Consider the following 15,199-nt stretch of genomic DNA (forward strand, 5'->3'; position numbering starts at 1 on the left):
TTAGAAGGAGAACCAAACTTAAAAAAAGAGGGTCCAAAAGTTTTATTAACCTTTTAGAACCCTCTTGTTAAAAGTTTTAATATGAAATTGTCATCATTTTCACTTATTTATCCCGAAGATTCCCAAGTTCTGTTACTATAGCATCCATCTCACTAACACTGAAACGCTCTTTTTTTATCACCATTAAATAAAGCTCTTCTACGTCATCAAATCTCTCTAATGAGTAATACTCTGCTTTCATTGCTGCACCATTAACAATTTGAAGCTTCGTCTTTATTTCCTCAATCATCTGATTTAAATTCTCTCTCGTTTTTTCCCTTATACTCATCTTGAGCACTCCTTTACTTTACATAATATGTAGAACACATGTGGTCATCGTCAAAAATAATAAACCAGCATTTTCTTTTATTGTAACATGCTCTATGAAAAAGACTAGTATGTAGAAGAATCCGTTTATCGTATAGCTCTATTATGGTAAAATATATTAGTTAAAGAATTACTACACATTGGTAGTAAAATGAGAACGTAGATAGAGGTGAATGGCATTGTTCCTTAAACGACTGGACCTCGTTGGTTTCAAATCCTTTGCTGACAGGCTTTCCATTGATTTTGTTAAAGGTGTAACCGCCGTAGTAGGACCGAATGGTAGTGGAAAAAGTAATATTTCTGATTCTATTAGGTGGGTTCTTGGTGAACAATCAGCAAAAAATCTCCGTGGAGCCAAAATGGAGGATGTCATTTTTTCGGGAAGTGACAGTAGAAAGCCACTAAACATGGCAGAAATTACTCTTGTACTTGATAATGAAGACAATCACTTCTCTATTGATTATAGTGAGGTGGCGGTAACTCGTCGTGTTTATCGTTCAGGTGAAAGTGAATACTTAATTAATAAGCAACCTTGTCGATTGAAAGATATCATAGAACTATTTATGGACTCAGGTTTGGGAAAAGAAGCTTTTTCAATTATTGGACAAGGACGAGTAGAAGAAATATTAAGTAGTAAATCAGAAGAACGTCGAATGATTTTTGAAGAGGCTGCAGGCGTTTTAAAATATAAAAATAGAAAAATTAAATCAGAAAGAAAACTGAATGATACGCAAGATAATTTAAATCGAGTAAAAGACATTATCCATGAATTAGAATCTCAAGTTGAACCTTTACGAGAACAAGCTTCTATTGCGAAAGAATTCATAGAAAAAACAGCGGAATTGAAAGAAGTAGAAGTGGGTGTTTTAGTAAAAGAGATCGAACAATTGCACGAAACGTGGGAAAATGAAAAACAAAAACTAGAATCATTACAAGACAAAGAAAGTGGTATTACAGCTACTGTTAAACAATATGAAGCGAACATTGAAAAATATCGTTCGGACATGCAAGCAATAGATGAGTCTATTAATGACTTACAAGATATCTTGTTAGCAACAAGTGAAGAATTAGAAAAACAGGAAGGACAAAAAGAAGTATGGAAGGAACGTAAAAAGAATTTTGCTCAGCATCGCGAACAATTTATAGAAGAATTATCGGAACTAGCATCCCGAAAAGAGAGACTTCAGATAGAGATTCAAACTCAAGAGGAACAACTTAATCTGTATAAAGAGAAAGTGAAACAAACACGTATTACCTTGGAATTAAATGAAAAGAAACTACAATCCTTGGAGCAAAATACGGTAGAGCGACTTGAGCACTTGAAGGCTGAGTATATCGAAGTATTAAATAAAAAATCATCTTATAAAAATGAACTACGATATATCCAAGAACAGCTACAGAAACAGCAGGAGAAACATACGAGAGTGGAACGAGATAACGGAGACCTTCTCCAAAATCGTGAAGAAATAAATCAAAGCTTACAAAGTGCTTTGAAAGAATGGGAAATGCAACAAGAAGTTTTACAAGAGAAATTGACATTATATAAAGAAAAAAGGGCTACCTTTGAAAGAAAAGAAATAGAGTATGAAAAAAAAGAAAAATTATTATACGAGGCAATTAGACATGTTCAGCAATTGAAATCTCGTAAAGAGGTTATTGAAGAAATGCAAAATGATTACTCCGGTTTTTTCCAAGGAGTAAAGGAAATTTTAAAGGAACGAGATCGCCAGTTTACAGGTGTTAAAGGAGCAGTTGCAGAATTATTAAAAATATCTTCTGAGCATCAAGTTGCCATTGATATCGCATTAGGTGCTGCTCAACAACATGTTGTTGTTGAAAATGAAATGACGGGAAGAAAAGGTATTGAATTCCTAAAGCAACGTCGCTTAGGACGTGCTACCTTCTTACCGGTGGACGTCATAAAGCCAAGGAATATTCAAGGGCAAGATTTGTACGAAGCAAAACAACAGCAAGGCTTTATAGGGGTAGCGAAAGATCTAGTGACCTTTGAAAAACAATATGACAATATTTTTGGGCACTTATTAGGTAACATTATTATTGCAACAGATATGAAAGCTGCTAATAGTATTGCGCGGTCCGTCCGTTATCGGTTCCGAATTGTAACCCTTGAGGGGGATGTTATTAATCCAGGGGGGGCAATGACAGGAGGAAGTATTAAGCAAAAACAGAGTCAGATATTAGGTAGGCAGCAGGAATTAGAGCGTGTGACAGAAAAGCTAGACCAATTAGAACAAGATACGGATAACCTTCAAGGAAATGTTGCGAACATAAAAGAGGAATTGGGCAATTTACAATCTGATATGAAGAAATTACAGCTTGAAGGGGAAGCTGTAAGAGAAGAAGAACAACAGAAAAAACAACTAGTAAAAGAACTAGAGCTTTCTGAGAAAAATGTAAATGAACGCTTAAAAATCTATGATTTAGAAAAGAATGAGTTTGAGGAAGAGGTTCAAGAAAAGAAAGATAGAATGAGTTTGTTATCTCAGAAAATGGAACAAAGTGATTATACGATTGAGTCGTTAAAAGACGAAATTAACGAGTTATCTAAACGTCAGGAAGATGAAAAAACGACAAAAGAAACATTGTCCAGAGAGATTACTGAGTTAAAAATAAGGCTTGCGAAAGAGGAAGAACAACTACATTACACGAATGAAGCCTACAAACGTCTTAAGGATTCACTTGAGCAAACAGCCTCAACATTATCTATAAAGGAGAAGGAGTTTATTACATTAGAAAGGGACATGTCTTCTCAATCAGAAAGCGCTGATTCCCTAGAAGATGTGATTGAACAGAGACGAGCTGAAAAAGATCGAACGATACAGCTTATTTCCAAGCGAAGATCAGAACGCTTATCTATCCAACAGGAGCATGATGATACAGAGAATGAATTAAAAGAGCATAAAAGACAGCTCAAATTCACTTCTACAACGATGCATGAAACAGAAGTTCGTGTAAATCGACTTGATGTTGAACTGGACAATAGACTCAATAAACTAGAAGGTGAATATGAGCTTTCTTACGAAGGTGCAAAAAATAATTATCCTCTTGAATTAGAATTGAGTGAAGCGAAAAAGAAAGTAAAACTCATCAAAATGTCAATAGAGGAGCTTGGAACAGTAAACGTAGGTGCTATTGAAGAATATGATCGTGTGAAAGAGCGGTATGAATTCCTTTTAGAACAAAAAGAAGATTTAGAGGAAGCAAAAGAAACTCTTCACCAGGTTATCTCAGAAATGGATAATGAAATGACAAAACGTTTTAAAGAAACGTTTGACCAAATTCAAGAGCATTTCCACCTTGTTTTTAAAGAATTGTTTGGTGGAGGACAAGCTGATTTATTGTTATCTCAACCAGAGGATCTATTAAATACTGGGGTAGATATTATTGCGCAGCCTCCTGGAAAGAAACTTCAACATCTAGCCCTTCTTTCAGGGGGAGAGAGAGCATTAACTGCGATTGCGTTGTTATTTGCTATTTTAAAGGTTCGCCCTGTTCCATTTTGTGTACTAGATGAAGTAGAAGCTGCCCTTGATGATGCGAATGTGGTAAGGTTTGCACAATACTTAAAAGACTTTAGTAACGAAACGCAATTTATTGTAGTTACCCACCGCAAAGGAACGATGGAAGAGGCGGATGTTCTTTATGGAGTGACGATGCAAGAGTCGGGTGTTTCGAAGTTAATGAGTGTTCGATTAGAAGAAAGTGAAGAATTAGTTGGTGCTAGATAAATTGAACAATGGAGGAAATATCAATGAGCTTTTTTAAGAAACTGAAAGAAAAAATTACAAATCAAACAGATAGTGTAACAGAAAAGTTTAAAGATGGTTTGACGAAAACACGTGACTCCTTTGTTGGAAAAATGAATGACCTCGTAAAAAATTATCGAAAAGTGGACGAAGAGTTTTTCGAAGAGTTGGAGGATATTTTAATTTCTGCTGATGTAGGTGTTCATACTGTTATGGACTTAATCGATGAGCTTAAAGATGAAGCTCGTACGAGAAATATTAGCGAGGCAATTGATATCCAACCAGTTATTTCTGAAAAGTTAGCAGAGCTTCTTCAAAAATCAGAAGAAGAGACAAAGCTAAACATGCAGACGGATGGACTTACTGTGATTCTTTTCGTAGGTGTAAATGGGGTTGGAAAAACAACGACAATTGGAAAACTTGCACACAAATTTAGGCAAGAAGGGAAAAATGTGTTATTAGCAGCAGGAGACACATTCCGTGCGGGGGCTATTGAACAATTAGAAGTATGGGGAGAGCGTGTTGGTGTGGATGTAATAAAACAACAAGCAGGATCAGATCCAGCCGCTGTAATGTTTGATGCTATACAAGCAGCTAAATCCCGCCAGGCAGATGTGTTGTTATGCGATACTGCTGGAAGGTTGCAAAATAAAGTAAACTTAATGAAAGAGCTTGAAAAGGTGAAAAAGGTTATTACTCGTGAGATACCTGATGCACCGCATGAAGTGTTGTTAGTATTGGACGCTACAACAGGTCAAAATGCCATGAGCCAAGCGAAAACATTTGGGGAAGCAACAGATGTTTCTGGGATCGTGTTAACGAAGCTTGATGGTACCGCAAAAGGCGGGATTGTACTAGCCATTCGTCATGAGTTAGATATACCAGTTAAGTTCGTAGGACTAGGAGAAGGTATGGACGATTTACAAGAATTCCACGCAGACCAATACGTACACGGCTTATTCTCAGATATACTGGAAAAAGCAGAAGAAGCAGCAGAACAATAAATGATTTAAGGACGCATGAAATTTGCACCATGGCGAATGAAAATACGTCATCAAGTAGTTTAGAACTATCCACTTTATATGGAATGAGTGGAAGCCCATGAGACTCCTGTGGGGTGCAGAGCAGAGGCGAGACTTCGGAGCGACGAAGGAGCGTAGAAGGCTCGGCAGATCCCCTAGGAAAGCGAATGGGCTGAAACGAATGGAATAAGAGCCCGCAAAGTTAGTATTCAATATAAGTTTAGGGGTCCAGTTATGATCATGTATTTTCAGGCTAGATTCCATGTAAGTAAATAACTACAATTGAGGAAAGATTGACTTACTAGATAAAAATACTTTCCATTTTAGACGGAAAATAAATCAATAAAATTTAATGAGTCAAGGTAAAAAACTTGACAGTCTTCCTTCTGTCTTATATGATAACTAGTGTAAAGCAAAACACCTTAACAAGGCGGTGTGATTTTTGATTGAAAAAACAATCCGCATGAACTATTTGTACGATTTTTATCAAATGCTTCTTACAGATAAGCAAAATCAATATATGACGATGTATTATCTAGATGATTGGTCATTAGGTGAGATCGCAGAACATTTTACTGTTAGCCGACAGGCGGTCTACGATAATATTCGTCGTACAGAAGCTTTGTTAGAGGAATATGAAAATAAGTTGATGCTTTTACAACGGTATGAGGAGCGACAGTCTTTGCTTCAACGACTGAAGTTAATTATACAGGATAAAGGAAGTCCCGATACTATGATCGAGATTATTGATGAGCTCGAGAAGCTGGAATAGGGGGCAAATAAATGGCATTTGAAGGTTTAGCAGAACGTTTGCAAGGTACTTTAAACAAAATTCGTGGTAAAGGTAAGGTTTCCGAAGCTGATGTGAAGGAAATGATGCGAGAGGTTCGACTTGCGCTACTGGAAGCGGATGTAAACTTTAAAGTTGTGAAAAAATTTATTGCTGATGTAAAAGAAAGAGCAATAGGTCAAGAGGTACTACAGAGTCTAACACCAGGTCAACAAGTTATTAAAGTAGTAAATGAAGAATTAACGGCACTTATGGGTGGGGAACAAAGTAAAATTGCTGTTTCCTCAAAGTCTCCGACTGTCGTTATGATGGTAGGTTTACAAGGTGCTGGTAAGACAACAACTACTGGAAAACTTGCAAATCATTTAAGAAAAAAACATAATCGACAACCGTTAATGGTTGCAGCGGATATATATCGACCTGCTGCAATTAAACAGTTGGAGACACTTGGAAAACAGTTGAATATGCCTGTTTTTTCTATGGGTGATCAAGTGAGCCCTGTTGAAATTGCGAAAAACGCAATGACAAAGGCGAAAGAAGATCATCATGATTATGTACTTATTGATACTGCTGGTCGTTTACATGTAGATGAAGATTTAATGAATGAGTTAGCTGAAATTAAAGAGCTAACGAAACCAGACGAGATATTATTGGTAGTTGATGCTATGACAGGTCAAGATGCAGTAAACGTAGCCGAAAGTTTTCATGAAAAGCTTGGAATAACAGGTGTTGTTCTAACGAAGCTTGATGGAGATACACGTGGCGGTGCCGCATTATCTATTAAAGCAGTTACAGATACACCAATTAAATTTGCTGGTATGGGAGAAAAGGTAGATGCGCTCGAGCCTTTCCATCCAGAACGAATGGCATCTCGCATACTAGGGATGGGGGATGTGTTAACTCTTATTGAGAAAGCCCAATCTAGTGTTGATGAACAAAAAGCAAGAGAACTAGAGCGTAAAATGCGTACAAATGACATTACATTTGACGATTTTTTAGAGCAATTAAATCAAGTAAAAAGTATGGGGCCCTTAGATGAAATATTAGGGATGCTTCCAGGTGCAGGTAAAATGAAAGGGTTAAAAAATGTCCAAGTAGATGATAAACAACTGGGACATATTGAAGCTATCGTTCAATCTATGACGAAAGCCGAGAAACAAGATCCCTCCCTTTTAAATGCTAGTCGACGACGCAGAATTGCTAAAGGTAGCGGTACTACCGTCCAAGAAGTGAATCGACTTATCAAGCAATTTGCCGAGATGAAGAAAATGATGAAACAAATGGCGGGAATGCAAAAAGGAAAAGGAAAGAAAAAGGGCGGATTTAATCTTCCTTTTATGTAAAATTTGGTGTGTAAAGTTTTTTTACTTTACTGGGGTTGTTACTCAGCGAAGTTTATGATAATATACTTAATTGTGTGAATGAAATTTGGAGGTGAAACACATGGCAGTTAAAATTCGTTTAAAGCGTATGGGAGCTAAAAAATCTCCTTTCTATCGTGTAGTGGTTGCTAACTCTCGTTCTCCACGTGATGGACGTTTTATTGAAGAGCTTGGAATTTACAATCCATTGAAAAACCCAGTGGAATTTAACGTAGATGAAGAAAAAGCATTGAAATGGATGTTAGACGGAGCAAAACCTTCTGACACTGTTCGTAACTTGTTCTCAAACGTAGGCCTAATGGAAAAGCTTCACAATGCGAAGAACGGTAAATAAGTTTTTCGTGTGGAAATAACCCAAAAGGGTGAGTGACATGAAAGTACTAGTAGAATCAATAGCAAAAGCCCTTGTAGATCACCCAGAAGACGTTCGTGTGACAGAGGTTGAAAATGGTCGATCACTCACACTAAAGCTTGAAGTACATGCGGATGATATGGGGAAAGTAATTGGGAAGCAAGGTCGTATTGCCAAAGCAATTCGTTCCGTTGTAAATGCAGCTGGAGCAAATAAAGACAAGCGTATTAATTTAGAGATTGGGTAAAGGGTGAGGAGTGTCCTCTCCCTTTTTCCATATATATAGATTTTTGTTTTCATAAATTTTTAACTGTTTTCAAACATAGAAATTGGAACTTTACAACAACATAAGAACGCTAACCAAAAGATATATTCTCTGACAAAATTATATGCGGAGGTGTGGTTTTGTGGAAATCATAAAAAAAGTGATTGTGAAGCAAATTCTAACGGAAAAAAGCAAAACGAGACTGAAGGAGCAATTTCTTAGTAGGCAATATCAATTGAATAAAGAAATTCAGCAGCTTGAGTTTGTTTTACATAAAAAATTAAAAGCGAATAAAAATAATGTGAGTTATCAAACATCATTAAAAGAAAGCTTTCAACGTGAAGTTAGTAGAAGAAAAGAACGTCTAAGACATTTGGAATTAAAGTTAGGCCAGTTAGATGAACTGGAACTAGGATCAGAGATTCGTGAAGGAACAATTCAAATGATTGAACAGGTTGAAGAAGGAGATAATTGGGAAGAAATAATGAAAGGAACGGAAATTGTTATAAAAGATGGAGTTGTTCATGAAATTCGCCAAGGAGGCGTAGAAGAAGATGACTGATTGGCTTAATGTTGGCAAAATCGTAAATACTCACGGTATTCGTGGTGAGGTTCGAGTAATCTCTCGAACAGATTTTCCAGAAGCAAGGTATGCTACTGGAAATACCCTATATGTCTTAAAAGAAACTGGGGAGCGTACCCCTCTAAAAATAACGGGATGGCGCCAACATAAACAATTTGATTTACTTACGTTTGAAAACTATCCGAATGTAAATGATGTAGAACAGTTTAAAGGTTCATTATTACAGATTCATCATGATCAATTAGAGGATGAAATGAGTGAAGGTGAGTTTTATTATCATGAAATCATCGGTTCTACTGTATTTACAGTAGAAGGAGATGAACTAGGGAAAATAAGAGAGATTTTATCACCAGGTGCAAATGATGTATGGGTTGTTCAACGTAGACAAAAAGGAAAAGATATCCTTATTCCATATATTGATGAAGTAGTAGTAGAGATTAATATTGATGAAAAGAATGTTATTATACGACCGATGGAAGGGTTGCTCGAGTAATGAAGATTTCTGTTTTAACTTTGTTTCCAGAAATGTTTACTGGTGTTTTCCATAATTCTATCTTGAAGCAAGCTCAGGAAAAGGGGCTTGTTCAATATGATGTTATTAACTTCCGAGAATATACAAAGGACAAACATAATCGTGTCGACGATTATCCTTATGGCGGTGGTGGTGGAATGGTATTAACACCACAACCCATTTTTGATGCTGTACAAGCAACGAGAGAGCATCTAGAGGCCGGAAGTTATTCTTCTCCTAGAGTCGTTCTACTTTGCCCACAGGGAGAGCGCTACAGTCAAAAGAAGGCGGAAGAGTTAGCAAAAGAAGAGCATATCATTCTTATTTGTGGTCATTATGAAGGTTATGACGAACGAATTAGACAGCACCTAGTTACCGATGAAATTTCCATTGGGGATTATGTATTAACAGGTGGAGAAATAGGAGCTATGGTAATCGCTGATAGTGTTACACGACTCTTGCCTGGGGCACTGGGAAATGAGACATCTTCTATCACAGATTCTTATAGTACTGGATTGCTGGAATATCCCCATTATACACGTCCAGCAAAGTTTTTAGACTATGAAGTACCAGAGGTGTTGCTTTCAGGTCATCATCAACGGATTGACCAATGGAGACGACAACAATCGTTACAACGGACATTTGAACGACGGCCTGATTTGCTGGAACAGATGAAGTTAACACAGGAAGACGAAATTTTTTTAAAGCAATTAAGAGAAAATCAAGATAATAGTTGAGACCAGCCTTAATATATGGTATTATAGTTTTTGTGGCTTTTAGCCATTTGATCAAGATGTTCCGCTGCCAGTTTTAAGAGGTATGAATGTCTGGAGGGAAGGAGGCGAACAGAATGGAACAAATGATTCGTGATATTACGAAAGATCAGTTGAAATCTGATCTACCATCATTCCGTCCTGGGGATACATTACGTGTACACGTAAAAGTTGTTGAGGGTACTCGTGAGCGTATTCAGGTGTTTGAAGGTGTTGTAATCAAACTTAAAGGATCTGGAATTAGTGAAACATTCACTGTTCGTAAGGTATCTTACGGTGTAGGTGTTGAACGTACATTCCCTGTACATTCACCACGTGTCGATAAGATCGAGGTAACTCGCCGAGGTAGAGTACGTCGTGCGAAGCTTTATTACTTACGTGCACTTCGTGGTAAAGCAGCTCGTATTAGAGAAAAATAATGAATCAAAGGGGGCTTGGAAACAAGTCCTCTTTTTCATACAAAGCTTTGCTTTTTCGAGAAAATTAGTACGAGTTATAGTGTGGCATATGATAAAATAAGTAAATAAGTAAATAAGTAAATAAGTAAATAAAAAGTAACTATTTTTATACATACATATAGTTAGTACAGTTTCATAGTCAGCAACTAAAAATGAGAAGTTGGAGGGTGAAACGAATGACGAAACTTGAATCATGGGAGTGGATCAAAGCAGTAGCAGTTGCTTTGTTACTAGCTATTGTAATTAGATACTTCTTTTTTGCACCAATTGTAGTTGATGGCCAATCTATGATGCCAACATTAGAACATAATGATCGTATGATAGTTAATAAAATTGGTTATACCATTGGTGAACCTGATCGATTTGATATTATCGTCTTTCATGCTCCGCAGAATAAAGATTATATAAAACGAGTAATAGGTCTACCTGGTGATACATTGTATTATGAAAATGATGTCTTATATATTAATGGAGAAAAGGTAGAAGAACCGTATTTGGATGGTTTTAAAGAAGGTGCCACGAGGTTGCCATATACAGCAGACTTCCATCTGAACGAAGTTACACGTTATGATCGAATTCCTGAAGGTCATATTTTTGTCATGGGAGATAATCGTCAACACAGTAAAGATAGTCGTCATATTGGGGTAGTTGCCTTTGAAGAGGTAGTGGGTAAGGCGAACCTAGTCTTCTGGCCATTCTCTGATTTACGTATTGTTGAGTAGGAGGTTTTAGCGTGTCTATACAATGGTTTCCTGGTCATATGGCCAAGGCAAAACGAGAAGCAAAAGAGAAAATTAAATTAATTGATGTTGTAATGGAGTTGGTGGATGCACGTATTCCCTTATCCTCGCGAAATCCGGTTATAGATGAAATAGCAAAAGGGAAACCAAGATTGATTTTATTAAATAAATCGGACTTAGCAGACCTTGCTGCTACAGAACAGTGGATGAGTTATTTTAAGAAGAAGAATTTCGCAGTACTGCAAATTGATGCTCAAAAAGGTACAGGAGTACAAAAGGTTCCTCAAGTTGTTACTCAATTAGCAGAACCACTTATTACGAAGTGGAAATCAAAAGGGATGAACCCCAGAGCAATAAGGGCATTGATATTAGGTATTCCGAATGTTGGGAAATCAACTATTATTAATCGACTTGCGAATAAACGCATTGCAAAAATTGGAGACAAGCCTGGGGTAACAAAAGCACAACAGTGGATAAAAGTAGGGAAAGAGATGGAGCTATTAGATACACCTGGTATCTTGTGGCCAAAATTTGAAGACGAAGCCGTTGGTTATCGCTTAGCGTTGACAGGTGCAATTAAAGAGACCATATTTGATTTTCAAGATACAACGGTATTCTTATTGAAATACTTGCGTGAAGCTTATCCCGAAAGATTAAAGGATAGATATCAACTAGATGAAATACCTGAAGATATCGTTGAACTATACGATGTTATAGGGAGAAAAAGAGGCTGTCTCATGGCTGGCGGTCAGATTGATTATGATCGAGTTGCTGAATTATTGTTTCGAGAATTTCGTTCGGGCACTCTTGGAAACATTTCGTTGGAATATCCACCAAAATTAAGCTGAAAAAGTAGCTTTACTTTTTCAGCTCTATCTTATTTGGAACAGATCCTTTGGTGAAAGTTAAATTTGACCATGATGGATGAAAATACGTTATGAAGTATTATAGTAACATTCATTTTTCTTTGGAATGAGTAGAAGCCAGCAAGACTCCTTGATAAATGCTAACGCATTTTTCTTCGTGCGGTGTGGTTTCAATGATGCTTATTCAAAGTCCTGTGGGAAGAAGAGTAGGGGCGAGACACCGTGCTTAGGCGGAATTGACGAAGGTGACTCGGCAGCTCCCCTAGGAAAGCGAGCAGGCTGGAACGAATGGAATACAAACCAACAAAGTTGTTAATACATGATAGTTTAACTCCACTTGATAACAGTATTTTCAGGGTAGACATACCAATAAGGAAAAAGACACTCAGTATTATTTTATTTAGAGGAGACCTACATAATCATGGCAGTTGAAAACTCAATTCAAGAAATTAAAGCAAGATTAGCAACCATTACGGATACGAATGATCCGTTTATCAAATTAATAAAAGAAGATGAGCGTAAAGGTGTTCAGGCGATACATCGTTCATGGCAAAATAAATTGGCAAAGGAACAAAAGTTGAAAGACACATTCTTTGTCATGAGAAAATATGAAGAAAATTTATGGAATAATGGGTATGATTTTATTGGTGGAGTTGATGAGGTGGGACGAGGCCCGCTTGCAGGACCTGTTGTAGCTGCCTGTGTTATTTTACCGAAAGACTTTTATTTACCAGGATTAACCGATTCAAAAAAACTGTCCAAAGAAAAAAGAGATGAATTTGATCAAATAATTCGTGAAAGAGCAATTAGTTATGGTATAGGAATGGCGACGACCGAGGAAATTGACCAAATGAATATCTATGAATCTACGAAACTTGCAATGGGGCGCGCAATTCGCAAAATGGAACAACAGCCTGATTACTTATTATTAGATGCAATGAAATTAACTGTCAATATACCTCAAACGTCACTCATTAAAGGTGATTCCAAAAGTATTAGTATTGCTGCTAGTTCGGTCATAGCAAAAGTTACCCGAGATACATACATGGAGGAGCTTGCTCTTATATATCCTCAATATGGCTTCAATAGTAATATGGGCTACGGAACAAAAGAACACTTACAAGCCTTACAAACGTATGGAATTACGAAAGAGCATCGACGTACATTTACACCTGTTCAACAGACAATGACATTATTTTAGTTATAAAGCTGCTATTTTTGGGGGAGTAAAAATGTTTCCTTCTTCATCCCTTGTTAATTTAATGCAAGGAATTGATACGAATAACACAAAAATGTTTCATTTACGACCTGGTCAACTATTTCAAGGTGTGATTACGCAAATTTACCCTGGACAATTAGCTCAATTGAAGCTAGGTGGTATGACCATAACAGCGAAACTTGAAGCACAATTACAAAAGGGATCCCGGTACTGGTTCCAAGTGTTGGGAGGAGACGGATTACCTCGCTTGAAAGTATTAGAGAATGTTTCTCCTTTAGAAAAAAATAGTGCTCCTCTTTTGCAACAGATTGGATTAACCAAAGGAGAAGTTCAGGAAAAGGTAATGACAGAATTAATAAGAGATCAAATACCATTTTCACCGAAGCAAGTAAAGGATGGGATTGCCCTTGTGCAACAGTCTTCTCGAAACAATCAGGATAGTATCAATCTACTGATACAACTAATAAAAAGAGGGTTACCAATATCAAAAGAAACATTTATATGTTTGGAAACTCTTTATTCACAACAATCATTTGGAGAAACAATTGGAAAGTTGAAGAATAGCTTACAGGATTCAGGTCTATTCCGTACCTTCCCCCAGTTATACCATTTGTTACAGAATTTACATTTTCGTAATGTTTCTAGTTCTGATGAGACGGTTCAAATCATTAAAGAACAAATAACTACCGCTTCGTTGTTACATTTATTCGAAAGGGTAGGGTTAAAAGGAATGCCGATGAATGATAGTCGTGATATTTTATCTAGAGGAGAATTATTAAAAAATTTGCTCCTCGAATTTCTTCAGCACTCGTCACCTTCTACTGACAATAGGTTACAAGCGGAATTCTTGATTCATCGATTAACAGCGTTACAGCTCCTGTCTGTGGAAAATAATTTTGTTTTACAGCAGATGGTAATGCAGCTGCCGCTTTATTTTATGGGAAGATACCGTGACCTTACAATTCAATGGCAAGGAAAAAGAAATACTTCTGGAGAGATAAATGGGGATTATTGCCGCATTCTTTTTTTTCTGGAGATGAGTTACTTAGCTGATGTTATTGTAGACATTCAAATACAAAATAGGATAATCTCTGTTACGGTTTATAACGAGAGGGAAAAACCGCAAGGAATAATAGATGATTTAGTACCAACGTTAAAGGAAAGTCTCTCCAAGCTTGACTATAAACTTTCTACTGTAATATGGAAACAACCTAAAATAGATCCTCCTACTTTCATCAACAAGGTGAATGATTATCAAGGAGTTGACATTCGAATATGAAAGAACAATGGAAGAGAAAAAAAGCAACCGCATTAACGTATGATGAGAAAGAAGAAGCTCCTATTGTCAAAGCTACAGGAAAAGGTATCATTGCCGAGGAGATAGTAAAACAGGCAGAAGAAGCTGAAATTCCAATTATACATGATTCATCTTTGGCTGGAATGTTAGCTGAACTCTCCATTAATGATAAGATACCTTCTGAGTTGTATGGAGTTGTTGCAGAAGTTTTTGCCTTTATATATCAAGTTGATAAGAAATCGAAAGGGAAAAATTCCTAAGTTTCATTTCTTGTTTAATGGTCACCCTAAAAGCAAAAGGAGGGTGACGAAATGAATAAACGTTCTCGTCTAGTTCCAAAAGAAGCAGATCAATTTTTAAATCAATATCGTGAAGAAATCGCTCAGGAATTTGGTGTTTATCATTCAACCGTTCAAACAGAGCAACAGGCTAGCATAAACTCCGTTACAAAAAAAGTAATGGATAAAAAGCCTAAAGAGAAGAAATGAAATGAAGAAAAAAAGAGAATTCGAACCAAATCCTGAGACACCATTAGAGCATTGGAGTGATAAGATTGACCCGGCTATCATGTCCGGTGATCACTGGGTAGAGGAAGAGGAAGCGCCACTTCCTGGTTCAGATAACTCACGGATATTCCTTGAAACAAATATGAAGAACCGTGATTTACCTGATGAGCGCTTTATGCATCCTACTCATCAAGTAGGAGAAAAAAAGTGGAGGGAAAATGAGGACAGTATGGACTAGAGAGCTTTTCAACATTATTCCAACCACACTTATTATAGGTGTGGTTGTTTTTTTTTTTTCTTAG

The 15,199-nt window shown here is 36.9% G+C and carries 18 protein-coding genes; 17 read left to right on the plus strand and 1 reads right to left on the minus strand.

Annotation, left to right across the window (positions count from 1 at the left end; all coding sequences use genetic code 11):
• Window positions 1-103: 103 nt before the first annotated feature.
• Window positions 104-328 (minus strand): DUF1128 domain-containing protein, encoded by a 225-nt coding sequence (locus ACERII_RS09010; RefSeq protein WP_373641703.1) that lies wholly within the window; start codon window positions 326-328, stop codon window positions 104-106.
• Window positions 329-545: 217 nt separating this feature from the next.
• Here ACERII_RS09010 and smc point away from each other — a divergent pair, with 217 nt between their 5' ends.
• The 17 genes from smc to ACERII_RS09095 all read left to right on the plus strand — a co-directional run bounded on the left by smc (window position 546) and on the right by ACERII_RS09095 (window position 15,135).
• Complete coding sequence (gene smc / locus ACERII_RS09015) at window positions 546-4,115, plus strand: chromosome segregation protein SMC (protein WP_373641705.1); 3,570 nt, start codon at window positions 546-548, stop codon at window positions 4,113-4,115.
• Between the two features lie 23 nt (window positions 4,116-4,138).
• On the plus strand, window positions 4,139-5,137 hold the full coding sequence (gene ftsY / locus ACERII_RS09020; RefSeq protein WP_373641708.1) for a signal recognition particle-docking protein FtsY: 999 nt from the start codon (window positions 4,139-4,141) through the stop codon (window positions 5,135-5,137).
• 460 nt (window positions 5,138-5,597) lie between these two features.
• Window positions 5,598-5,927 carry a putative DNA-binding protein gene (locus ACERII_RS09025; protein WP_373641710.1) on the plus strand — a complete coding sequence of 110 codons (330 nt, stop codon included), beginning with the start codon at window positions 5,598-5,600 and terminating at the stop codon, window positions 5,925-5,927.
• Window positions 5,928-5,938: 11 nt separating this feature from the next.
• Window positions 5,939-7,288, plus strand: coding sequence for a signal recognition particle protein (gene ffh / locus ACERII_RS09030; protein WP_373641712.1), 1,350 nt, complete (start codon window positions 5,939-5,941; stop codon window positions 7,286-7,288).
• 100 nt (window positions 7,289-7,388) lie between these two features.
• A complete protein-coding gene (gene rpsP, locus ACERII_RS09035) occupies window positions 7,389-7,661 on the plus strand; it encodes a 30S ribosomal protein S16 (protein ID WP_373641713.1) in 273 nt (90 codons plus the stop codon).
• 37 nt (window positions 7,662-7,698) lie between these two features.
• Window positions 7,699-7,926: a KH domain-containing protein gene (locus ACERII_RS09040; protein ID WP_373641715.1), complete on the plus strand. Its 228-nt coding sequence runs from the start codon at window positions 7,699-7,701 to the stop codon at window positions 7,924-7,926.
• A gap of 160 nt (window positions 7,927-8,086) precedes the next feature.
• Window positions 8,087-8,506 carry a YlqD family protein gene (locus ACERII_RS09045; RefSeq protein WP_373641717.1) on the plus strand — a complete coding sequence of 140 codons (420 nt, stop codon included), beginning with the start codon at window positions 8,087-8,089 and terminating at the stop codon, window positions 8,504-8,506.
• Window positions 8,499-9,020: a ribosome maturation factor RimM gene (rimM, locus tag ACERII_RS09050; protein ID WP_373641718.1), complete on the plus strand. Its 522-nt coding sequence runs from the start codon at window positions 8,499-8,501 to the stop codon at window positions 9,018-9,020. The genes ACERII_RS09045 and rimM overlap by 8 nt, the downstream gene beginning before the upstream one ends.
• Window positions 9,020-9,775, plus strand: a complete 756-nt coding sequence (trmD, locus tag ACERII_RS09055; protein WP_373641720.1) for a tRNA (guanosine(37)-N1)-methyltransferase TrmD — start codon at window positions 9,020-9,022, stop codon at window positions 9,773-9,775. The genes rimM and trmD overlap by 1 nt, the downstream gene beginning before the upstream one ends.
• A 113-nt stretch (window positions 9,776-9,888) precedes the next feature.
• Window positions 9,889-10,230, plus strand: a complete 342-nt coding sequence (gene rplS / locus ACERII_RS09060) for a 50S ribosomal protein L19 (RefSeq protein WP_373641721.1) — start codon at window positions 9,889-9,891, stop codon at window positions 10,228-10,230.
• A gap of 215 nt (window positions 10,231-10,445) precedes the next feature.
• Window positions 10,446-10,991, plus strand: a complete 546-nt coding sequence (lepB, locus tag ACERII_RS09065; protein WP_373641723.1) for a signal peptidase I — start codon at window positions 10,446-10,448, stop codon at window positions 10,989-10,991.
• An 11-nt stretch (window positions 10,992-11,002) separates the two neighbouring features.
• Complete coding sequence (gene ylqF, locus ACERII_RS09070; RefSeq protein WP_373641724.1) at window positions 11,003-11,857, plus strand: ribosome biogenesis GTPase YlqF; 855 nt, start codon at window positions 11,003-11,005, stop codon at window positions 11,855-11,857.
• 439 nt (window positions 11,858-12,296) lie between these two features.
• Entirely contained in the window at window positions 12,297-13,076 is a 780-nt protein-coding gene (locus tag ACERII_RS09075) for a ribonuclease HII (RefSeq protein ID WP_373641726.1), read from the plus strand.
• Between the two features lie 31 nt (window positions 13,077-13,107).
• Window positions 13,108-14,373, plus strand: a complete 1,266-nt coding sequence (locus tag ACERII_RS09080) for a hypothetical protein (RefSeq protein ID WP_373641727.1) — start codon at window positions 13,108-13,110, stop codon at window positions 14,371-14,373.
• Window positions 14,370-14,651 carry an EscU/YscU/HrcU family type III secretion system export apparatus switch protein gene (locus ACERII_RS09085; RefSeq protein WP_373641728.1) on the plus strand — a complete coding sequence of 94 codons (282 nt, stop codon included), beginning with the start codon at window positions 14,370-14,372 and terminating at the stop codon, window positions 14,649-14,651. Before ACERII_RS09080 ends, ACERII_RS09085 begins: the two co-directional genes overlap by 4 nt.
• Before the next feature lie 51 nt (window positions 14,652-14,702).
• A complete protein-coding gene (locus tag ACERII_RS09090; RefSeq protein WP_373641729.1) occupies window positions 14,703-14,879 on the plus strand; it encodes an alpha/beta-type small acid-soluble spore protein in 177 nt (58 codons plus the stop codon).
• Window position 14,880: 1 nt separating this feature from the next.
• Window positions 14,881-15,135 carry a DUF3905 domain-containing protein gene (locus ACERII_RS09095; protein WP_373641730.1) on the plus strand — a complete coding sequence of 85 codons (255 nt, stop codon included), beginning with the start codon at window positions 14,881-14,883 and terminating at the stop codon, window positions 15,133-15,135.
• The last annotated feature ends 64 nt before the right edge of the window (window positions 15,136-15,199 follow it).

Origin of the sequence: Evansella sp. AB-rgal1, assembly GCF_041820985.1 — a bacterium.
GTDB lineage: Bacteria > Bacillota > Bacilli > Bacillales > Salisediminibacteriaceae > Evansella.